The sequence below is a fragment of the Saccharothrix sp. NBAS 001 genome, assembly GCF_056640475.1.
Map to the genome: position 1 here is coordinate 488,038 of NZ_CM153251.1, position 20,550 is coordinate 508,587.

Below are 20,550 nucleotides of genomic sequence, written 5' to 3' on the forward strand. Positions count from 1 at the left end.
CCCCGAACCGGTTGCGGCACTGCTGCCGCGAGCACGATGACCAGGTTCGGCCGGTTGTCGTCGGGCCCGGGATGTCGGGCCGGAGTGCCGTCGCAGGGTTCGTCGGCGGCATGGCCAACGGACGTCTGCTGCGTGGCCATGCCCGCTAGTGCGGTGTGTCTTCCACGGCCTGCCAGCATTTCCCGCCGATGCGTTGCCCACCGTCCCGGACCAGTTACGGCACCGCCCGTCGCGAGCGCGGTGCCCGCACTCCGTTGGCGGTTGTCGGGCTCAGGATGCCGAGCCGAAGTGTTCTGGCCGGCGAGCGGAGCACGTCGTCCACGGCTCGCAGGCATTCCTCGCCCGCCCGCCGCCCGCCGTCCCAGACCCGTTGTGGCACCGCCGCCGCGACTTCGGGCTGCACGCGGGACGTCGGGCCGGAGCGCTTCTGGTCGGGCGTCGTCGGGCGGGATGATCGACGGACGTCGGCCGCGAGGTCACGGCCACCAGCGCATTACGTCGTCCACGGCCCGCAGGCATTCCTCGCCCGCCCGCCGCCCGCCATCCCGGACCAGCTGCGGCACCGCCGCCGCGAGCACGGTCACCAGGCCCGGCCGGTCGAAGCCGGACAGCAGTTCGCGCAACGGCGGCAGCCCGGCGACCTCCCGCTGCCACGACACCCGCGCCGCCGCCCCGGCGGAGAGCACCGCCGCCGTCGCCCGCGCCCGGTTGCCCTCCGGCGCGAACCGGGCGGCCTCCAGCAGCGCACGCAGGAACGGCACGGTCGCGTGCGCGGCCACCGCGGTGAAGTCCCGGCCCGGCAACGGGGCCTGGGTCGGCAACGTCGGCACGGCCGCCGCGCACAGCCGTTCGCGCTGCGGCTGGTCCAGTTCGGGCAGCACCCGGGCCAGCACGTCGGGGAACCAGCGCAGCCGGACCCGGGTCCCCAGCAGATCCACCAGCCGGTCGCGCTCGTCGGCGGTCATCGCGCGGGCCAGCAGCGCGACCAGGTGCGGGCGGGTCAGCGCCGGGTCGGCGGCCAGGTCGGCGAACGCGACCCGCACCGCGTCCCGGCGGGCCGGTCCGGTCAGCCGGGTGGCCGCGGCGGCCAGCGGCAGGCCCCGGTAGCGGGCGTCGAGGTCGGCGGCGGCCGGGGGCAGCCCGGCCACCTGGTCGGCGTCCACCCACGGCGCGATCATCGCCAGGAAGCGGGCGTACCGGTGGTCCGGCGCGCCGCGCAGCCGCCGGTTCTGCGCGTCCCAGAACCGCTCGGTGACCCGGTCGTCGCCCAGCCGCGCGCCCAGGGTGTGCCAGGTGTCGAGCGCGTCCTCGTCGTCGAGCAGGGTGACCGCGTCGGCCAGCCGGGCGTGCAGGTCGGCGGTGGTGAACGCGCCGCACAGGGCCGCCAGGCGGGACGCGTGTCCCCGGTCGGACGGGTCCCGGGCGACCGGCGCGAGCCCGGCCGCCTGGCGCAGCAGGCGTTCCCGGTCCTCCCCGGCCACCCCGGCGGCCAGCGCGATCAGCACGTCCGCCCGGTCGGTCGGCGGCAGGTCGGCGGCGGCCACCTCGACCCGCGCGCACAGCGCCGGCCGCTGCGCCCGGGACACGTGCCCGACCAGCGCGGCGGGCAGCAGCACGTGCGGCCGGGCGTCGCCGATCACGGCCACCGCCTCGGCCGCCTCCTCCAGGGCCTCCTCGTCGGTCACGCCCTCGACCAGCGCCTCCAGCGTCTCGGCCCGGCCCCGGTCCACGTCCGCGAGCAGCCCGAGCGCGACCCGCCGGGAGTCGTGGTCCAGGTGCGGCGCGACCGCCCGCAACGCTTCCGCCCGCCGCCACCCGTGTTCCGCCGCGACCTGCTCCAGCGCCTCCCGGCGCAGGGCGGTCGCGTCGCGCGGCGGTACCCGGCCGGCCAGCGCGGCGAGCACGGCGGCGCGGTGCCGGGGCTCCAGCCGGCGGGCCTCGGCGCGCAGCGCGCCGGCGTTCTTCGGGTCGGCGTGGGCGGCCAGCGCGGCCAGCGTCCCGCCGCGCACCAGGTCGAACCGGTCGCCCGGCTTCGGCAGGGCGCGCAACGCCTCGGCGACCACCGCCCCCCGGTGCGCGGCCGGCACCGCGCGCAGCAGTGCGGCCAGCGCCGACGCCCGCGCCCAGTGCGGTTCGGCGCGCAACCGGACCGGCCGGATCCGGCCGACCGCGCGCGCCAGGTCCAGCGCCCGGTCGACGGCCGGGCCGCGCAGGAACTCGGCCAGCGCGGACAGCACCGGCACGTCCGGCTCGGTGGCCTGGTCCACGTGGTCGAGCGCGTCGTCCAGCGCCGCCGCCAAGGTCGGCCCGTCGACCAGCGGCACCAAGGCGCGGACGTGCTCCGGACCGCCGATGGCGGCCTGCACGCTCAACGACCGCAGTTCGTGCGCCAGGCAGGACGCCACCCACGCCGGCTCCAGCCCCTCGGCGGCCAGCCGCAGCACCAGCGCCCGCCGGGCGATCTGCCGGAACCCGTACGGCTCGTGGTAGCCGGCCACCACCGGGCGCAGGGCGGGCAGCGCCCGCGCCGGCAGGTGCGGGACGAGCCCGGCCAGCGCCCGCGCCGGGTCGGGCAGGTCCAGCGCCTCGGCGACCGCCCGGTCCAGCTCATCGGGCGCGAGCACCGGGGCGAGCGCGACCAGCCGGTCCGCCCGGTTCGGCGTCCCGTCGGCCGGCAGCAGCCCGGCGACCAGCCGCGCCCGGTCGTCGGCGGCCAGCAGCGGGGCCAGCAGCGCGACCACCTCGTGGGCCCTCCGCGACGCGGGCGGGCTGATCAGCGCCAGCGCCCGGGCCGCCCGCGCCGGGTCCAGGCACGGCTCGTCGTCGCGCCGGGCCCGGGCCAGCGCGCCGACCAGCTCCACCCGGTCCGCGTAGTGCTCCACCGCCCGCACCCTGGCCAGCGCGACCCCGGGCGGCCACACCCGCCCCTCCACGAGGGTGCGCAGCAGGCCCGGCCGGACGCCGGTGACGATCGACTCGACGCTGCTGTCCATCAGGGCGTAGCGGATCTCCCGGCCGATCGGCCGGGCCCGGCCGCCCTCGGCCAGCTCGGCGTCGGTCGCGTCGGCGGCGAGCCGGCGGCCCAGCGCCAGGGACGCCCGGTAGTCGGCGAACGTGCCGTGCGCCTCGTGCGCCCGGAACCACGCCGTGGAGCCGCCGTGCGGCGCGGTCAGCAGGTCGTGCAGTTCCGGCGCGGCACCGAGTTCGGCCAGGTGCCCGGCCAGGTTGCGCAGCCCGTAGCCGTCGTCCAGGTCGCCCAGCGCGGCCGGGTCGCGGGCCAGCGCGGCGAGGTGTCGGTCCGCGATCCGCCGCCGGGTCGCCGTCGCGGTGGTGGCCAGCAGGTCCAGCCGGGGTTCGTCGCCGGTCATCGCGCCGTCCGGGCGCACGCCGGTCAGGTAGTCGCGGGCGCTGTCGTGCAGCGGGGCGAACCGCCCGTCCCGGTCGGTCGCGAACGCCCGCAGCCGCCCGGAGACCAGCGCCCGCAGGTCCGCGACGTCGGGCGCGCCGGTCAGCGCGACCACGGTGTCCAGGGTCAGCGGCTCGGGCGCGCAGGCCAGCACGCTCAGCGCCGGCAGCACGTCGCCCTCGGCCATCAGCTGGTCGAGGGTGTGGCTGTAGTAGGCCCACAGGCCGACCGGCAGGGCGGCCAGGCCGTCCGGCTCGGTGCGGCCCTCCCGGACGTCGGCCAGCACGTGCCGCAGGAAGATCCACACCCCGCCGCAGCGCCGCGCCACCTCGTCCCGGAACGCCTCCGCCGACGTCTTCGCCACGACCCGCGCGCGCAGCACGTCGTCGGCCGCCAGCGCCTGCTCGACGTGCCGCCGGACGTCGTTCAGGTTGGCCTGCCCGGCGGGGTCGATCCGGACGTGGTCGTGGCGCTCCTGCCGGGCGTGCAGCGGGACGCCCTCGCGCACGGTCGCGATCACGTAGGCGTTGTCCGGCAGGCTGGTCGGCAGCGCGAGCGGCAGGTCCGCGCCCTCGGCCGCCCGGTCCAGCCCGTCCACGGCCAGCACCAGCCGCCGGCCCTCCCGGGACGCCGCGCCCGCCGCCGCGTGCAGCACCTCCAGGAACCCGACCGGGTCGGCGGCGGTCTCCGGTTCGTGCGCCAGGCCGTAGCGGCTGATCAGCTGGGTGCCCAGGCCGCGCAGCGCGCCCGCGACCGTGCGCCGGGACGGCAGGCCGGTGACGAAGTGGCCGGGCAGGCCGCGCTCGCGCGCCAGCGCGGCCAGGAACGTGGTCTTGCCGACGCCGGTCTTGCCCTCGACGAAGAAGTACCCGCGCGGCCCGCCCGCCAGGAACGCGTCCACCCGGTCGCGCAGCCACGGCCGCGTGGTCACGTGCAGGCCGCGCAGGTCGCCGAACACGTCCGGGAACTCGTCGGCGACGTGCGGGGGTCCTGCCGCCCCGTGGACGTGCACGCCGCCGTGCACCACCGAAGCCTGCACGACCTGCCGGACCGGTCCGTCGATGCGGTTTTCCGCCACGCTCGAACTCCTCGCGGACGATTCGCCGCCGGGACGATTCGGCGGAACCCCGGACAATGGCACCGGTCGACCACCGCCGGCAAGTCCGACACGGGCCCGTGAAAAAACCGCCGGGAATTGCGCCGCACAATTGCGGACGATTCCCGGCGGTTTCGGCGGGTCAGCCCAACTCGGCGTAGAACTCGCGGATGTCGGTGGCCAGCACCTGCGGCGCCTCGTGCGCGGCGTAGTGGCCCGCCGCGTCGTTGGCGCTGCCGTCCGCCTTGGTGCCGTAAGCGTTCCAGCGCACGATGTTGGCGTGGTCGCGGTCGGCGAACCGGCGGATGGACTGGAAGTCGCCGGCGAACATGGCCAGTGCGGTCGGCGCGGTGGTCGGGCCGGTCGGCCGGTCGGTGTGGTGCGCGTCCTCGTAGTAGAACCGGATCGCGGAACCGCCGGTCCGGGTCAACCAGTGGATCGCCACGTTGGCCACCACGAAATCGTCGTCCAACGATTCGCCGAACAACTGCGCATTCCACCCGAGCAGGCCCACCGGGGAATCCGCCAGCGCGAAGGCCAGCGTCTGCGGCTGCTGGCTGTGCAGCGCGTTGAACGAGAACTTGTTGGCGTAGAACCACTCCAGGTGCTTCAGCGCGGCCAGGTCGGCCTCGCCCAGGCCCTCGAACTCGGCCGGGTCGCCGGACGGGAACGAGAAGATCTGGGTGACGTGCACGCCGATCACGCCCTCCGGGTCGAGCCGGCCGACCTCGGGGGAGACCATCGAACCGCCGTCGTTGCCGACCGCGCCGTAGCGCCGGTAGCCCAGCCGGTGCATCAGCTCGACCCACGCGCGGGCGGTCCGGTGGGTGCCCCAGCCGGTGCTGCGGGTCGGGCCGGAGAAGCCGAAGCCCGGCAGCGACGGGATCACCAGGTGGAACGCGGGGCCGTCGTCCTCGGGCTCGGTCAGCGGGGCGATCAGGTCGAGGTACTCGACCACCGTGCCGGGCCAGCCGTGGGTGAGCACCAGCGGGGTGGCGTCCTCGCGGGAGGACCGGACGTGCAGGAAGTGGATGTCCTCGCCGTCGATCTCGGTGGTGAACTGCGGGTGGGAGTTGAGCCTGGCCTCGACGGCGCGCCAGTCGAACCCGGACCGCCAGTGGTCGGCGAGCCGGCGCACCCGGGCGTTCGGCACGCCGTACGCGTCCCCGACGCCGGGCAGCTCGTCCGGCCAGCGCACCGCGTCCAGCCGGCGGTGCAGGTCGTCCAGGTCGGCCTGCGGGACCTCGACGCGGAACGGGCGGATGGCGGTGCTGGTCATCTCTGCTCCTCTGGAACGGAATGCTTTGTTCCGTTTCACCATAGCGGAGCGGAACGATCCGTTCCAGTGCTATTCTGGTCACCATGCCGTCACCGACCGAAGCCGGCCTCTCCGGCCGCCGCCAGCAGGCCGCGCTCAACGACGAGGCCATCCTCGCCGGCGCCCGCGAGGTGTTCCTCAAGGACCCGAGGTCCCCCATCGCCGACGTGGCCAAGCACGCGGGCGTGGGGATCAGCGCGCTCTACCGCCGGTACCCCAGCAAGGAGGAGCTGCTGCGCAAGCTCTGCCACGACGGGCTGCGCCGGTACATCGCCGTGGCCGAGGCGGCGCTGGCCGAACCGGACGACTGGGCCGCGTTCACCGCGTTCCTGGTCGGCGTGGTCGACGCCGACGTGCACTCGCTGACCGTGCACCTGGCCGGCACCTTCACCCCCACCCCGGACATGGACGAGGACGCCCGACGCGCCGGGCAGCTCGCGCAAGCGCTGGTCGACCGCGCGCACGCGGGCGGCAGGCTGCGGGCCGACGTCGTCGTGCAGGACGTCGGCCTGGTCCTGGAGTGCTGTGCCGCGATCCGGGTGCCGGACGGCGCGCGCACCGCCGAGCTGCGCCGCCGGGTGCTGGCCATGATGGTGGACAGCCTCGCCCGGGCCGACGGCCCCGACCTGCCCGGACCGCCGCCGGCACCCGCCGACTTCAGCTGGCGCTGGCGTCCCCGGTCGTGACCCGGCGGCCGTAGGGGACCGCGTCGACCAGCGTCACCCGCACGGTCGCCCCGTTCGGCACGACGTACGCGCGCTGCTCGCCGCGCCGGGCCCCGTCCAGGGCGGTGCCCAGCGGCGAGTCGGGGGAGTAGACCTCGACGTCGCCGTGCTCGGCCTCCCGCACGCCCAGCAGGAACGTCTCCACCTCGCCGGTGTCGTCGTAGCGGACGGTCAGCACCATGCCCGGCTCGGCGACCCCGTCGTCCGGCGGGTCCTCGCCGACCACCGCGCGCGCCAGCAGGTCGCGCACCTCGCGGATGCGCACCTCCCGCTGCCGCCGGGTCATCGTGACCAGGTCGTCGTCGGCGCGCGGTGCGGGCAGGGCGAGCAGGTCGGCCAGTTCGGCGCGCAGCCGGTCGTGGGCCTGCGGGGTCAGCCAGTCGGTCATCGTGTGCTCCGGGAAGTGCGCCGTCAGGGCGGTTGGGGGCCCGCCCTGACGGCGGTGGGGTCCGTGATTGCCGGGTGTTCTGCCGACGCCGGCCCCCACGGACATGGGGGAGTGGTCAGTGCGACAGCGGGTCGCGCCGCCGCAGCAGCGCGTCCATGTCGTGCGCGTAGCCGGTGGCGATCCGCACCAGCACGTCGCGCTGGGCCCGCAGGAACGTGTTCTCCGAGCGCAACCACGCCAACTCGGCGCGCTCGTCCTCGGTCAGCCCGGCCGCGGTGGTCTCCGGGGCGCTCATCGCAACGGGTCGAACTCGCGCAGGGCGTCCGGCGTCTTGCCGGTGGTCACCTGCTCGGCCAGCAGCCGCCCGGTGATCGGGCCGTGTGCGAGACCCCACATGCCGTGCCCGCCCGCGACGTACACGTTCGGGGCCCGCACCGCGCCGATCACCGGCCGCCCGTCCGGGGTCACCGGACGCGGCCCCACCCACACGTCGGTCCGCTCGTCCCACCGGACGCCGCGCAGCAGCGGACGGGCCGACGCGACGACGGCGTCCACCCGCGCGGTCACGCCCGGCGCGTCCGGGTCGCGGAACTCCATCGTGCCCGCGACCCGCAGCCCGCCCTGGTACGGCGTGCACGCCACCCGCACGTCCGGCAGGTACACCGGACCGGGCACGGGGTGCTCGACGGGAACGGTGAACGAGTACCCGCGACCGGCCCGCACCGGCACCCGCACGCCCCACCCGCGTGCCAGCCGCGACAGCCACGCGCCCGTCGCCACCACGGCGACGTCGGCCGCCACGGCGTCACCGAAGCGCGGGTGCACCGTGACCCCCTTGCTGTACGGGCGGATGCTCGCCACCTCGAACAGCCGGACGTCCGCGCCGCGCGCCACCACGGCACGGGCCAGCGCCTGCACGAACCCGCCGGGGTCGACGTACCGCTGCCCGTCCACCCGGACGCCCGCGGTGAGCGCCGGGGACGCCAGCGGGACCTGCGCGCGCACCTCGTCGGCCGACAGCACCGCGTGCTCGACCGGCTGGCCCTGGTCGGCCATCCGCCGCAGCTCCCGCAGCAGGCCCTGCGCCCGGCGGGGAGTCTCGAACCCGGCGGTGATCGGCGCGTCGAGCACCGGCGCGGTCACGCCGTTGGCGGTCAGCACGTCGAACGCCTCGGCGCACTCGTCGTTGAGCGGCAGGTTCGCCCGCACCGCCCGGTTCCACGACGACCAGCGGCAGTGCGCGGCGAACCGCGCCAGGAAGCTCCACAGGCCCGGGTCCGCGGACAGCGGCACGTGCAGCGGCGCGGTCGGGCTCAGCAGCGACCGCAGGCCGTAGCGCAGCACGTTCGGCTCGTTGAGCGGGATCGCCAGGCCCGGCGCGAGCCACCCGGCGTTGCCCCACGACGCGCCGGCGGCGACGCCCGTGCGGTCCACCACGGTCACCTCGACGCCGCGCTCCTGGAGGAACCACGCGGTGGACAGGCCCACGATGCCCGCCCCGACCACGACGGCCGACCTCGGCCCGCCGTCGACGCGCCCGACCATGACCACCTCCAGCACCCGGAAACCTGCTCTCGGCACCAGGATGGACCGGCCGGACCGGCGGGTGGCTGTCCGTTGCCTACAGTTCGGGGTCGGCTCCTTGTCCGTTCCCCACAGCGGTGCCCAGGTCGGTGTCGTCCTCGGCGGCCAGGGCGATGACCAGCGCGAGCCGCTTGCGGGCGTCGTCGAGGTCCAGCCCCGCCACGCCGGTCATCTTCCGCAGCCGGTTGCGCACGGTGTTCTGGTGCACGCCCAGCCGCTGCCCGGCCTCCGCGAGGTCGCCCTGCGCCGCCAGCCACGCCCGCAGCGTCGCGGTGTAGCGGGTGCCGTGCTCGACGTCGTGCCGGCGCAGTTCGGCCACCGGGCCGCGAGTCGGCGTCCGGCCCGCCTTCGCCGCCGCCCGCAGGCGCTGGAGCAGGATGTCGTCCCACGACTCGTCGTAGGCCGGCGGCGGGTCGTCCGGGGTGCGCGACTCGTGCAGGGCGAGGCACTCGTCCGCCTCCCGGCGGGCGGCGGGCAGGTCGGCCGCCACCGCCGTGCCGCCGATCCCGGCCCAGACCGTGACCTGCGGGGGCAGCGCCGACCGCAGCGCGGCCACCCACTCCCGCGCGGGCGCGGCCCGCTCGCCGGGCAGCAGGGTGTAGAGCGACGTGCCGGCCAGCGCGCTGCGGCCCGGCCGCGACCAGCCGAACCCCGTGGTGGCCCGGTCGAAGGCCAGCAGCAGCGCGGCGTGCCGTTCGTCGGCGACGTGCGCGCGGACCGCGATCACCCGCAGCGGACCCGGCGGCAGACCGAGCCTGCTGACCACCGTCGCGGCGTCCACCGTGCCCTCCAGCAGCCGGCTGACCAGGTCGGACTCCACCTGGCGCTCCAGGTCCGCGCTCGCCCGCGAGCGCAGCAGGTGCAGCGCGACGGTCCGCGCGCCGTCCGCGAGCGCGGTGCGCCGCACGCCGGTCAGCGGCTCGGCGCAGGTCGCCCACACCGACCCCAGCACCTCCCGCCCGGCCCGCACCGCCACCACCATCCGGCCGGACAGGCCGTGCGCCGGGTCGGGCGGGACGAACAGCGGCTCGTCCGAGGACGCCAGGTGCGCCGCCACGCCCCGGGCGTCGAACAGCCGGCGCAACGGCTCCGGCGTCCGGCGGCCGAGGATGGTCGCCGAGCGCGCCGGGTCCGCGTGCTGCTGGAGGCTCGAATAGGCCAGCACCCGCGACCGCCGGTCCTCGATGGTCACCGCGCCGCCGACCGCCGCCGCCAGGCTGTCCGCCAGCGCGAACAGGTCCGTCGGCCCGCGCCCGGACTCGGTCTCCCGGCCCTCCAGCACCAGCCCGTAGACCACGCCCGCCAGCTCGCTCCACGACACGGCGGGGTCCACCGCGAGCACCGCCACCCCGCGCGCCTCGCCGACCGCCGCCGCCTCCCGGTCGGACCCGGTCCGCACCAGCACCACCGCCGCCCGCGCCGCCGCACCCCACGCCACGGCTTCGTCCACCGAGCCCGCTCCGACGGCCAGGAACACGTCGCCCTGCACCGTCCGCCCGTCCGCCGGGTCGTGCACGGCCACGCTGCGCAACTCCGCCGAGCGCGGCACGGGACAGCAGGCCAACCGCACCCCGTAGCCGCCCAGCACGTTCACCAAGCGGTCCAGCCTCACCATGAGCAGCCCCAATCCCGACCAGCCACCCACGGTAATCGCGCTCCGCCCGACACCGCCCACCGGACGTCCGCTGTGGACGGGCGCGCCTCCGCCGCCGAGCGCGAGCGGTTCGTACAAGACCGCGGCACCGGGAGCGCACCAGACTCGCCGGTGTGACCCGACCTTTCACCCCCGCCACGGGCCGCTTGTCGGCCGCGCTGCCCGTCCTGGGCCGCCTCTACGACCCGCTGATCGCGCTGACCCGGGAACGCCTGTGGCGCAGCCTGCTCGCCATGCACGTCGCCCCGCGCCCCGACGACGTGATCCTCGACGTCGGGTGCGGCACGGGGTCGTTGGCGCTGCTGCTCGACCGGATCGAGCCGCGCGCCCGGATCATCGGGGTCGACCCGGATCCCGACGTGCTCGCCGTGGCGCGCCGCAAAGCCCCCGGCGCGGCCCGGTGGCACATCGCGATGGGCGACGCGCTGACCGGTGTGGTGGACCGGGGTTCGGTGACCACGGTGGTGTCCAGCCTGGTGCTGCACCAGTGCCCGATGCCGGTGAAGCGGGCCGTGCTGGCGTCGATGCACGAGGTGCTGCGGCCCGGCGGCAAACTGGTGATCGGCGATTTCGGTTGGCAGCGCACGAGGTTGATGCGGCTGGCGTTCCGGGTCGTGCAGCTCGCCGACGGCCGGGCCGACACCCAGCCCAACGCCGACGGCGTGCTGCCGGACCTGATCGCGTCGGCCGGGTTCGCCGACGTCCGCGAGGCCGAGGTGGTGGCCACCGCGAACGGTTCGATCTCGGTCTACGTCGCCCGCCGCGCCTGAGCGGAGCCCGCCGGGCCGGGATCGGGCCCGCGCAGCGCGGGGAGCACGGCGGCGGGCGTGACGCCCAGCATCTCGCGCATCCGGCGGGTGAAGTGGGCCTGGTCGGTGAAGCCGCCGGTGACCGCCGCGTCGGCCAGGGACTGCCCGGCGCGCACCGCCTCCGCCGCCGACGCCAGCCGCCGCCAGATCCGCCACCGCGCCAGCGGCATCCCCAACTGCCGCCGGGCCAGCGCCCGCAACCGCTGCGGCGACAACCCGACCTCGGCCGCCAGGTCCGCCAGCGGCACCGGGCCCGAGGCGGTCAGCGCCGCCAGCAGCCGGCCGTCCACCCCGTCCGACGGGCCCGCCCCGGCCCGGATCTCCGCCTCGCGCAGCCCGTGCAGGGCCGGCACGGCGACCACCCCGGCACCGCACAGCCCGCGCAGCCGGTCGGCGAACGCGCACTGCGGTTCCACGAAGTACGACAGCAGGTCCGGGGTCGCGAGCATCCGGTGCCGGACCATCGGCGGCACGAGCAGCGCCGGGCCCCGGTGCTCGCCGGCCGCGTCCACGATCACCACCTCGCCGCGCACCGCGATCGCCACCTGGAACGCGGCGTGCCGGTGCGCGGCGCTGTCCGTCGCCGGCCCCCGGTACCACGCGTAGCCCTCGCGCACGGCGAACTCCACACGCGAATCGTGCCAGGCGGTCACACCCCGCGTGGCTCCGGCCGGATGATCCCGAGCGCCGGGCCGCGCGGCGCGACGTTCTTCGGTGCGGAGCCGTCAGGTCGGCGGATTGCCCGGTGCAGGTCGTCACCCGCCGCTCAGCCCGGCAAGGCTCCGCCGCCACCTCGCAAAGGACCGCCGATGAACACCGCTCCCGCCGTCGACCGCGCGATGGCCGCCGCCGAACTCGGGCACGGCCACCGCGACACCGCGCCCGTCTCCGCGTCCGCCTTCGCGCCGGCCGCGTCCGACCCGATCACGACCCTGCCGGCGGTCCTGGCCGAGCAGTGCGTGGCGCAGCGCGATCGCCGCGTCCTGCGGCCGGCCGGTACAGGTACAGACCCTCGTCCGGTGTCGTCGTGCGCGGCTTGGACACCTTCATCGGCAGGCCCTCGCCGTTCGGCAGGACGACCACCACGCGCGGACCCTCGCCGCCGATCCACACCAGGACGTCGGGCAGCCCGTTCCAGCGGCTCGGCGGGGCCAGCAAGAAGGCGGCCCACAGCTCGACCTCCCGCCCGTCCGGGTAGCGGGCGGCCAGGGTCAGGTACCGGACGCGTCCGCTGTGCGACCCGGTGAACACGCCCCGGGCCTTCTGCCACCCGGACTCGACCACGGAGCGGTGCCGCAGCCGCCACGCGCGCGCCGACACCGCCGAGATCGGCGCGCCCAGCAGGCCGGCGGCGATCAGCAGGATGATCAGCCCCAGGAACTCCGGGTGGTTGGGCTCGTCCGGGGTGCGGACCCACGAGGTGTCGGCCGGGCCGTGGATCAGCGTCACCGCGTCGCCCACGTGGTAGGTCCGGCCGGAGTGCGAGGTGATCCGCACCGTTCCGATCCCGGACTCGGCGTCGAAGTACGACCCCTCGGTCCGGTCGTCCTCTACCGCCACCACGGTCCCGCTGACCCGGATCCCGTTGGCCGCCAACCAGTCCGCGCGCATGTCCCGCACCACCAGCAGTTCGACCCCGATCAGCACTGCGCCGAGCGACAGCACGAACAGCACCGACCACCGCAGCCGGGCGGTGAGCATCCGGGCGACCTGCGCGTCACGCGTGGCCGGCCCGACCACGACCGCCGGTGGCGGCTGCGCGGGCCGGAAAGCCCGGAACGCCACCGTTCCGGAGACCGCGATCACCAAGACCTCCAACGCGATCGCGCCGGGGGTCTGGTGCCGGTTCGGCATCACCGCCAACGTCACCACGGTGAGCAGGAAGTACAGGAACACCAGTGCCGCCAAGGTGCCCCAGGCGTATCGCACGGACTTCGGCGGGCCTCCGCGCCGGGCCCGCCGCAGTTGGCGCTCGGTCGGGATCACCGGGTGCTCACCGTCGCCGGCACGGCACGAAGGTTCGGCAGCACGTTCACCACGTGCCGGTCCCCGCCGATCCACACCGGGAGATCCTCGCCCTTGACCGGCCAGCGGAACGCCGGGGTGGCCACCGCGTCGGCGGTGCTGCCGTCCTCGTAGCGGATGCGGAACCGCGGGCGGGGAAGGCGGTCCGGCCCTCCCGTCCGGACGTCGACGTGGGCGCGGTGCCGGCCCGACCGGAGGACCGCGCGGAAGCGGCGCGGCCACCCGTGCGCGGCCACGGCGGACATCGGGATCCCGTACGTGAACGACAGGACGATCAGCACGACGATCCCCGCCGACCGCCACGTGCGTCGCGACCCCGCCCGCGGTGGCAGCGCCGCGACGCCGACCGCCACCAGGGTCGACGCCGTGCCGACGACGCCTTCACCAAGGTCGTGAAGGTGACGCTGAAAACCGATCGGATCGGCAACCAGCTGCTGGTCGCGTCGGACGTCAAGGTGCGCGGCATGATCGTGGGCGAGCACCACCGCGAGCCACCCGACGAGCAGCGCGATCGCCCGGTGCGCGCGCACCCCGGCCCGGATCGCCAGGGAGGCCACCACGCCGGACACCGCGACGATCGCGATCTCCCCGACCAGTTCACCGTCGGCGTACCGGTAGCCCGGTTTCGACGACGACCGGATCGTGCCGGCGGTGAACACCAGGCAGACCAAGCCGGACAGCACTCCGAGGACAGTTCGGACATCTCTCCTGCGCCGCAGCGCGGGCACCTCTGCGAACCCCAGTTCCCCCATTCGCCGAATTTACGCGACGCACCCCCGCCACCCCCGGCTTCCGAACGAAATATTGACCACTTGTCGCAACAGGACCGCGCGCGTTGGTACACCCAGCCGTACCAACGGACTCCACCTGGCGCACCGACGATCGCGCACCTCGCGCCATCGTGCCGGGAGCCGGTGGATTCCTGCCGTGGCAACACCTTTCGAGAGGGTTCCCACGTTGCAAAGGGCAAGAGCCGTCGCGGCGGTGTTGTCGGCGACGGGGTTGCAGGCGGTCGACTACCACCACCCGCGCGGGCGCACGACCACCTGGTCGGCGTGGATCCGAGGTTCGTCGGGCGCGGCTCGCCGTTGCGGTGCGACGGGAAGACCTCGACTTACCTGCTTTCGGCGGGGCGGTGCTCCTTGGGCGGGCGGTGCGGTCGGGTCCGGCCTCGGCGCGACGGCGGACGAGGTCGTGGCGACGGTGCACGGGACCGCGCGCTCCGTCGAGCGGCACCCGCTCGCGATCGGAAAGTACACGGTGGACGGTCACGTGCTTCCGTACCTGTTGTTCGCGGGCCTGTACAGCGACAGCCCGGAGCATCGCGCCGCCCTCACTGGTGCCGCGCGGGTGCTCGCCGACGCCTCCCGGGGCCTGCCGGCCGCGTCGACCCCGCTGCCGGAGGAACTGCTCGACGGCTTGGCCACCGGGGCGGGGGAGGCGGAGGACCGGTCCGGGGTGCCGACCGTCTGCGCCGACCGCAAGGCGTCGCGCGACCCGGCGACGTACTACCGGGACATCCAGGCGCATCGGGCGTCCGAGCCGTTGTTCGGTCCGCTGGCGCGCAACATCTCGCCGTGCGCGTTCTGGCCGGTGATGCCCGCCGAACCCGCCACCGCGATCCGCAACGCCTCGCCCGTGCTGATGCTGGGCGCGGACGGCGACCCGGCCACGCCGCATCCCGGTCGGCTCGCCCTGCACCGCGCCCTCGCGGGTTCGCGGATGGTGACGCTGGAGAACCGGTTCCGGCACGGCGTGTTCGTCACGGCCGGCAGCGCGTGCGCCGACGCCGCCGTGCGGGACCACCTGCTTGGCGGTGCGCTGCCGGCGGCGGACCGGACCTGCCGGTGAGTCGGCCGCGCGGGTAGGTCAGGACGGCGAGCACCCGGCGGTGCCCGTCCTCGACGGACAGGTCCAGCTTGGTGAAGGTGTTGCCGATGTGCTTGGCCACGGCGTTGTCGCTGACGTCGAGCGCGCGGGCGATCGCCAGGTTGGCCCGGCCCTGCGCCATCAGGCCGAGGACGTCGTGCTCGCGCGGGGTGAGCCGGTCCAGCGGGCCGGTGGTGCGCTGCCAGGCTGGCAGCCGGCGCACCACGTCCGGGTCGATGACGGTCTCGCCGGCGGCGACCCGGACCAAAGCGTCGGCGAAGTCGGCGCTCTCGCCGATCCGGTCCTTGAGCAGGTATCCGACGCCCGCCCGGCCGGGTGAGCAGTCCGGCGGCGTAGGCGGTCGCGGCGTACTGGGAGAGCACGAGCACCGCCGCGCGGGGTCGCCCGCGCGCAGGCCGTCGTCGGTGTGGCCGGGCGGCATCCGCACGTCGGTGACCACCAGGTCGGGCCGGTGCGCGCGGGCGGCGGCGAGCAGCGCGCCGGCGTCGCCGCCACCACGGTGTGCCCGAACCGCTCCAGCAGGCTGATCAGGCCCTCGCGCATGAGGACGGCGTCCTCGGCGAGGACTACCCGCAGTGGCACGGCACCTCCAGCCGGAGCGTCGTCGGCCCCCGGCGGGACTGACCACGGCCGGCGTGCCACCCGCCACCGCCACCCGGTCGGCCGGCCCGTGCAACCCGGTGCCGCGCTCCCAAGTCGGCCCCGCCGCGCCCGTCGTCGGCCACCGTCACGACCAGCAGCCCGCCGGACACCCCGCCGTCGATGTCGATCCGGCTCCCCCCGGCGTGCCGCACCGCGTTGGTCAACGCCTCGGACACCGCGAAGTACGCCGCCGACTCGATCGCGTCGGGCAGCCGGTCGGCTGCGGTGAAGCCGATCCGCACCTGCGGGTGGATGCCCCGGACCTGCTCCCGGACCGCCCCCAGCGCCGGCCGGGCCTGGTGCCGGGCGGCGGCGACGAGTTCGGCCACCCGCCGGCCCTGCTCGTCCGGTGTGGGCGTGATCGGCCGCCGGGCGAACGCCGCCTGGCCGGCCGCGAGCGCTTACAGCGCCAGTGCGGTCGCCGGCAGCCCGATCAGCGGACCGACCACGCACGCCCCGCCGAACGAGTCGAGCACCAGCGGCCCCACCCCCCAGGTCGACCGCGCCGCCGAACAGGTGCAGGACCGGCGCGGCGGCCACCAGCAGCGCGAGCAGCAGGACGGCCGGCCCCGCCGCGTCCACCACCGGGAGCACGGTCGGCAGGCACAGCGCGTACCCGGCTCCCGCCAGGTCACGGGTTCGGTCAACCTGCGCCGCAGCCACGCCCGGACGCCCGGCCCGGCGGCGCGGTGCGGATCGCGCGCGGGCACCGGGTCGACCAGCCGAGCCGTCGGCGTTCGACCGCGCCGACCAACACGCCGACCAGCGGCAACGCCGGCAGGAGCACCGGCAGCGGCAGCGCCACCGCGAAAGCGAGCGCGCCGGACAGGTAGGCCACGCACCGCCACGGGCGGGCCGAGACCGGGAACCGCAGCGGGTTGCCCGCCATCGCCGACCACACTGAACCTTCCACCCCGCAAACGCCAGGAGTCCGGACACCCCGCCACACGGGCGGCCCGAGGTGCCGCCCCGGTGGTACACCTGGCTGTACCCGCCCCCCGGCGCGTGGTCACGATCCGTCGATCAGCGCCGGGTGGACGCGCGGTCGCGATCACTTCGTGTGATGATCGGCCCGTTGCGCGAGTTCGTTGCCGACGCACGTACCCCGCCGGTCCGGGACCGGGCGGGCGCGGAACCTCGGAGGTGGGGATGGTCGGCGCCACGGGTGCCGGGGCACTGCCCGAACTGCCGCGCCGCGAGCCGTACCGGACGCTGCCGGGTGCGGCGGTCGTGTTCGCGGTGATCGTGGCGCTGGTGGGCACGCTGGTCGTGGTGGACGACAACGTCTCCGGCGCGGAGGCGATCCCGCCCGGCAGCACGGTCGACGTCGGCGGCGGCGTGACCTACGTGCCGGCCGACGGCTGGTACCTGGTCCGCGAGCGGACCACGCCCGGCGAGACCTCGACCATCGCCAAGCAGGGCGCGACCTTCGCGGTGAAGTCCGCCGACTGGGCCGGCACGCTCGCCGAGCAGGTCGACCGGACCCGGCGCGGCCTCGCGGCCGACGACTCGGTCGAACTCACCGGAGCCGACGTCTCCTTCCACTCCCAGGGCGGCCTGACCGGCGTCCGGCTGGCCTTCGTCGGCCCGAGCACGCAGGGCCGGACGTGGGTCGCGGTCGACCGCGCGGCGCAGCGGGCCGTGGTGGTGTACGCGATCAGCGCGCCCCAGGTCGAGCAGCAGGTCGCCGACCAGGTCGACGCGATGGTGGACAGCATCAGGATCACCGGGGCGGGCGGGTGAACCGGACACCGGCGGCACCCGACTTCCTCGCGCCGATCGGCGTCGACGGGTTCTTCCAGCCCCGGCGGGCCGCGTTCTGGGTGCTGGTCTTCTTCATGGCCAACGGGCTGTTCTCGGTGGTCAGCCAGTTCCTCACGGCGGCCCGGATCGTGCCGACGGCGGTGCTGCTCGGCGTGGTGGTGTGGACCCTCTACACGATCCCGGTGCTGCTGTTCTTCCGGGCGCTGGACGTGTTCGAGCAGCACCCGCCGCTGGGCTTCGTGCTGGCCTTCGGGTGGGGCGGCCTGGCCGCGGTCTACCTGGCGATCCCGGCCAACTCGGCGGTGTTCTCGCTGGCGTCCAAGCTCGGCGGCCCGGAGTTCGCCGCCGAGTGGGGCCCGGCCCTGGCCGGTCCGCCGGTCGAGGAGACGCTGAAGATCCTCGGCGTGGTCCTGCTGGTCCTGGTGGCCCGCACGCAGTTCCCGACGGTCCTGTCCGTCGTGGTGACCGGTGCGGTGGTCGGCCTCGGGTTCCAGGTCGTGGAGGACCTGAGCTACTCGATCAACACCGCCATCAGGTTCCCGTCGGACAACGAGGTGCTGCCGGTCGTGCTGATGCTCGGCACGCGCGGCATCCTCAGCGGCATCTGGAGCCACGCCATGTACACGTCCATCGCGGCGTTCGGCATCGGCTACTTCCTGACCCGCAAGCACCAGCCGTTCGCGCAGCGGCTGCTGGTCGCGGTCGCGGCGTTCGTCACCGCGATGGCGCTGCACTTCCTGTGGAACTCGCCGTTCTTCACCGACTTGGGCTTCCTACCCGGAACCTTGATCAAGGCGGTCCCGGTGGCGGTGGTGGGCTACCTGATCTGGCGGACGGCCGGCCGGGAGGAGGGCGCGTACCTCAAGGTGCTGGCCGACCACTTCGTCACCGACGACCTGATCACCGCCCGCGAACGCGCCGACCTGGCGTCGCTGCGCCGCCGTCGGCACGCCCGCAAGCTGGTCCGCAAGGCGCACGGCCGCAAGGCCGCCCGCGCGCTGCGCGACCTGCAACGCGAGCAGGTCCGGCTGGTCATGTACCACGGCCGGTACGGCGCGGGCGCGCAGCTGGTGGACCACGAGTACGCCGTCCACTTCGCGCGGGCCCAGGTCGAGGCGCTGACCTCCGGGCGGTAGCCCCGCACGTGGGCTGCGCCCCGAACGCTCGCCCGGCCGACCTCCCGCGATCTACAGTCGGGGTGGCCGGGCCGAACGTGCGGCCGGGTCCGCCGAGGAGGTTCCCGAGTGTCCGCGCGGTCAGGTCCGGAGAACCACCCCGTCACCAGGTTGCTGCGCTTCGCCCTGGTCCTCGTCGGACTGGTGTGGCTGGTCGTCGTCGTCACGTCGATCGCCGACGAACCCGCGCCGGGCGCGGCCGACGCGCCCGAACTGGGCCGCTCGCTGGAGACCGCCCTCAACGCGCGCGACGCGGCGGCGCTGAAGGACCTGCTCGGCGGCCCGGTGTCCGGTGACGCGGGTGCGGTCGCCGAGTTCCTGGCGGGCCAGGCGGAGCTGCCGCACGACGGGCCGTGGCGGGTCGTGGTGCACGACCGGACGGTCGAGGTGCACGACAGCGGGGGAGCGCGGGCCCGGTTCACCGCCGTCGAGCACGCGGGCCGGTGGCAGGTCAACCCGGTGGGCCTGCTCGCGCCCGCCCGGTAGCCCGGGACCAGGCCCGGCGGTCAGGGCCGGTCGAGCCGGAACGGGACGGCGGGCTCGGCGAAGTGCGCCGCCACGGCGGCGTCGTCCACATCGGGCAGTGCGGCGGGCGACCAGCGCGGCGACCGGTCCTTGTCGATGATCTGCGCCCGGATGCCCTCGACCAGGTCGTGGTCGCGCAGGCACGCCACGGACACCCGGTACTCCTGCTCCAGCACGGATTCGAGGTCCGGCAGCGCACGGGCCCGGCGCAGCGCCGCGAGCGTCACCTTCAACGCGGTGGGCGACTTCGCCGAGACCTCCTTGGCCGTCGCGTCCTCGCCGTGCGCGATCAGGCGCTCGACGACCTCCTCCACGGTGTCGGCGGAGAAGCACGCGTCGATCCACGCCCGCTGCCCGGCCAGCCGCGACGGCCCGGCCGCGACGGCGAGCCCGGCGACGTCGGCCCCGTCGCGCAGCGCGTCCAGCCGGTCGGCCGGCACCAGGAAGTCGGCCAGTCCGCAGTGGACGGCGTCCTCGCCGGAGAGCACACCGCCGGTCAGCGCCGCGTAGGTACCCGTTTCGCCCGGCGCCCGGGACAGCAGGTACGTGCCGCCGACGTCGGGCGCGAGACCGATGCCGACCTCGGGCATCGCGAGCCGGGTCCGCTCGGTGACCACCCGCACCGACCCGTGCGCCGACACCCCGACACCGCCGCCCATCACCACGCCGTCCATCAACGCCGTGTAGGGCTTGGGGAAGCGCGCGATCCGGGCGTTGAGCCGGTACTCGTCGGCCCAGAACCCGGGCGTGGCGGTCCCGCCGGCGACCGCGTCCCGGTGCACGGCCCGGATGTCGCCGCCCGCGCACAGCCCCCGGTCCCCGGCCCCGTCCAGCAGCACCGACCGCACGCCGTCGTCGGCCGCCCACTCGACCAGCGCGGCGTCGACCGCCCGGACCATGCCGTGGTTCAGGGCGTTGATCGCCTCGGGCCGGTTCAGCGTGATGCGGCCGACGCCGCCCTCCACCCGGATGTCCACATCGCCCACGAACGCCACTCCCCGCCGAGCCGTTTCGCCCGACCCTAGGACAGGACGTCCGGTGCGCGGCAGTGGCTCCGCTCACGCACCGCGCTCACAGCGCGATCGGCCGGTAGGCCAGGGCGGCGGCCACGATCTGCTCGGCGGACGCGTCCGCCAGTTCCGCCGGCGGGTGGAACACCAGGTCGGCGGCGTGCGGGTGCGGCACGTTGGCCTCGAACAGCAGCAGGAACCAGTCGTCGTCGGCGGCCGCGATCCGCCGGACGACCTCCGCGAGTTCGGCGTGGGTGATGTCGGGCACCACGGGCCGGGCCGGTCGCGCGGCCTCCCGGGCGAAGTCCGCGAGACCGCGCGACCCCTGGTAGCCGGCGAAGTCGGCGGGCGCGTAGTCGTGGCCGGTCCGCAGGGTGAACGCGGCCACCGCGTCGGCCGCCGGCCGCCCGCCGGCCACCAGTGACGAGATCCGCTCGATCTGCGCGCCGAGGTCGGCCAGGAGCCGGTCGGGCACGGCGGGCGGGAGCAGTTCCGGGCGCAGGTCCACGCCCGGGATCATCCGCCCGGCCCGGCGGCGG

Annotated in this window: 19 protein-coding genes and 1 pseudogene; 6 read left to right on the top strand and 14 right to left on the bottom strand. The window is 75.6% G+C overall.

Translation table 11 applies throughout. The features are described from left to right. Nucleotides 1-476 precede the first annotated feature (476 nt). Together AC0HI0_RS02235 and AC0HI0_RS02240 are read right to left on the bottom strand one after the other, a co-directional pair. Nucleotides 477-4,484: a hypothetical protein gene (locus AC0HI0_RS02235; RefSeq protein ID WP_480930543.1), complete on the bottom strand. Its 4,008-nt coding sequence runs from the start codon at nt 4,482-4,484 to the stop codon at nt 477-479. A 160-nt stretch (nt 4,485-4,644) separates the two neighbouring features. Then, entirely contained in the window at nt 4,645-5,781 is a 1,137-nt protein-coding gene (locus AC0HI0_RS02240; RefSeq protein WP_480930544.1) for an epoxide hydrolase family protein, read from the bottom strand. Nucleotides 5,782-5,864: 83 nt separating this feature from the next. Here AC0HI0_RS02240 and AC0HI0_RS02245 point away from each other — a divergent pair, with 83 nt between their 5' ends. Further along, a complete protein-coding gene (locus AC0HI0_RS02245) occupies nt 5,865-6,506 on the top strand; it encodes a TetR/AcrR family transcriptional regulator (protein WP_480930545.1) in 642 nt (213 codons plus the stop codon). Here AC0HI0_RS02245 and AC0HI0_RS02250 read toward each other — a convergent pair. From AC0HI0_RS02250 to AC0HI0_RS02265, 4 genes are all read right to left on the bottom strand, one after another. After that, nucleotides 6,478-6,933, bottom strand: coding sequence for a GreA/GreB family elongation factor (locus AC0HI0_RS02250; protein WP_480930546.1), 456 nt, complete (start codon nt 6,931-6,933; stop codon nt 6,478-6,480). The genes AC0HI0_RS02245 and AC0HI0_RS02250 overlap by 29 nt on opposite strands. A 115-nt stretch (nt 6,934-7,048) precedes the next feature. Then, entirely contained in the window at nt 7,049-7,228 is a 180-nt protein-coding gene (locus tag AC0HI0_RS02255) for a hypothetical protein (RefSeq protein ID WP_480930547.1), read from the bottom strand. After that, nucleotides 7,225-8,478 carry an NAD(P)/FAD-dependent oxidoreductase gene (locus AC0HI0_RS02260; protein ID WP_480934241.1) on the bottom strand — a complete coding sequence of 418 codons (1,254 nt, stop codon included), beginning with the start codon at nt 8,476-8,478 and terminating at the stop codon, nt 7,225-7,227. The genes AC0HI0_RS02255 and AC0HI0_RS02260 overlap by 4 nt, the downstream gene beginning before the upstream one ends. Before the next feature lie 76 nt (nt 8,479-8,554). After that, nucleotides 8,555-10,132: a PucR family transcriptional regulator gene (locus AC0HI0_RS02265; protein WP_480930548.1), complete on the bottom strand. Its 1,578-nt coding sequence runs from the start codon at nt 10,130-10,132 to the stop codon at nt 8,555-8,557. A gap of 152 nt (nt 10,133-10,284) precedes the next feature. Between AC0HI0_RS02265 and AC0HI0_RS02270 the strand changes: the two genes are divergently transcribed. After that, nucleotides 10,285-10,941 carry a class I SAM-dependent methyltransferase gene (locus AC0HI0_RS02270; protein ID WP_480930549.1) on the top strand — a complete coding sequence of 219 codons (657 nt, stop codon included), beginning with the start codon at nt 10,285-10,287 and terminating at the stop codon, nt 10,939-10,941. Here AC0HI0_RS02270 and AC0HI0_RS02275 read toward each other — a convergent pair. From AC0HI0_RS02275 to AC0HI0_RS02285, 3 genes are all read right to left on the bottom strand, one after another. Further along, complete coding sequence (locus tag AC0HI0_RS02275) at nt 10,920-11,609, bottom strand: helix-turn-helix transcriptional regulator (RefSeq protein ID WP_480930550.1); 690 nt, start codon at nt 11,607-11,609, stop codon at nt 10,920-10,922. The two genes, AC0HI0_RS02270 and AC0HI0_RS02275, sit on opposite strands and share 22 nt — an antisense overlap. Before the next feature lie 295 nt (nt 11,610-11,904). Next, entirely contained in the window at nt 11,905-12,966 is a 1,062-nt protein-coding gene (locus AC0HI0_RS02280; RefSeq protein WP_480930551.1) for a hypothetical protein, read from the bottom strand. Continuing rightward, nucleotides 12,963-13,757 (bottom strand): hypothetical protein, encoded by a 795-nt coding sequence (locus AC0HI0_RS02285; protein WP_480930552.1) that lies wholly within the window; start codon nt 13,755-13,757, stop codon nt 12,963-12,965. Before AC0HI0_RS02285 ends, AC0HI0_RS02280 begins: the two co-directional genes overlap by 4 nt. A 442-nt stretch (nt 13,758-14,199) precedes the next feature. Between AC0HI0_RS02285 and AC0HI0_RS02290 the strand changes: the two genes are divergently transcribed. Beyond that, nucleotides 14,200-14,856, top strand: coding sequence for an alpha/beta hydrolase (locus AC0HI0_RS02290; protein ID WP_480930553.1), 657 nt, complete (start codon nt 14,200-14,202; stop codon nt 14,854-14,856). 7 nt (nt 14,857-14,863) lie between these two features. Here AC0HI0_RS02290 and AC0HI0_RS02295 read toward each other — a convergent pair. The 3 genes and pseudogenes from AC0HI0_RS02295 to AC0HI0_RS02305 form a co-directional block, all read right to left on the bottom strand. After that, nucleotides 14,864-15,471 (bottom strand): annotated as a pseudogene (locus AC0HI0_RS02295) (LuxR C-terminal-related transcriptional regulator); the annotation flags it as partial. Beyond that, nucleotides 15,462-15,866, bottom strand: coding sequence for an ATP-binding protein (locus tag AC0HI0_RS02300; protein ID WP_480930554.1), 405 nt, complete (start codon nt 15,864-15,866; stop codon nt 15,462-15,464). The pseudogene AC0HI0_RS02295 and the gene AC0HI0_RS02300, both read right to left, overlap by 10 nt. A gap of 314 nt (nt 15,867-16,180) precedes the next feature. After that, nucleotides 16,181-16,450 (bottom strand): hypothetical protein, encoded by a 270-nt coding sequence (locus tag AC0HI0_RS02305; protein ID WP_480930555.1) that lies wholly within the window; start codon nt 16,448-16,450, stop codon nt 16,181-16,183. 236 nt (nt 16,451-16,686) lie between these two features. On the opposite strand from AC0HI0_RS02305, the gene AC0HI0_RS02310 reads away from it, so the two are divergent. The 3 genes from AC0HI0_RS02310 (at nt 16,687) to AC0HI0_RS02320 (ending at nt 18,962) form a co-directional block, all read left to right on the top strand. After that, a complete protein-coding gene (locus tag AC0HI0_RS02310; RefSeq protein WP_480930556.1) occupies nt 16,687-17,280 on the top strand; it encodes a hypothetical protein in 594 nt (197 codons plus the stop codon). Then, nucleotides 17,277-18,437 (top strand): PrsW family intramembrane metalloprotease, encoded by a 1,161-nt coding sequence (locus AC0HI0_RS02315; protein ID WP_480930557.1) that lies wholly within the window; start codon nt 17,277-17,279, stop codon nt 18,435-18,437. The genes AC0HI0_RS02310 and AC0HI0_RS02315 overlap by 4 nt, the downstream gene beginning before the upstream one ends. 108 nt (nt 18,438-18,545) lie before the next feature. After that, nucleotides 18,546-18,962, top strand: coding sequence for a hypothetical protein (locus AC0HI0_RS02320; protein ID WP_480930558.1), 417 nt, complete (start codon nt 18,546-18,548; stop codon nt 18,960-18,962). A 20-nt stretch (nt 18,963-18,982) separates the two neighbouring features. Here the strand turns inward: AC0HI0_RS02320 and AC0HI0_RS02325 are convergent, their stop codons facing one another. Both AC0HI0_RS02325 and AC0HI0_RS02330 read right to left on the bottom strand, forming a co-directional pair. Further along, a complete protein-coding gene (locus AC0HI0_RS02325) occupies nt 18,983-19,987 on the bottom strand; it encodes an enoyl-CoA hydratase/isomerase family protein (protein WP_480930559.1) in 1,005 nt (334 codons plus the stop codon). Between the two features lie 85 nt (nt 19,988-20,072). Continuing rightward, nucleotides 20,073-20,519: a hypothetical protein gene (locus tag AC0HI0_RS02330; protein ID WP_480930560.1), complete on the bottom strand. Its 447-nt coding sequence runs from the start codon at nt 20,517-20,519 to the stop codon at nt 20,073-20,075. Between the last annotated feature and the right edge of the window lie 31 nt (nt 20,520-20,550).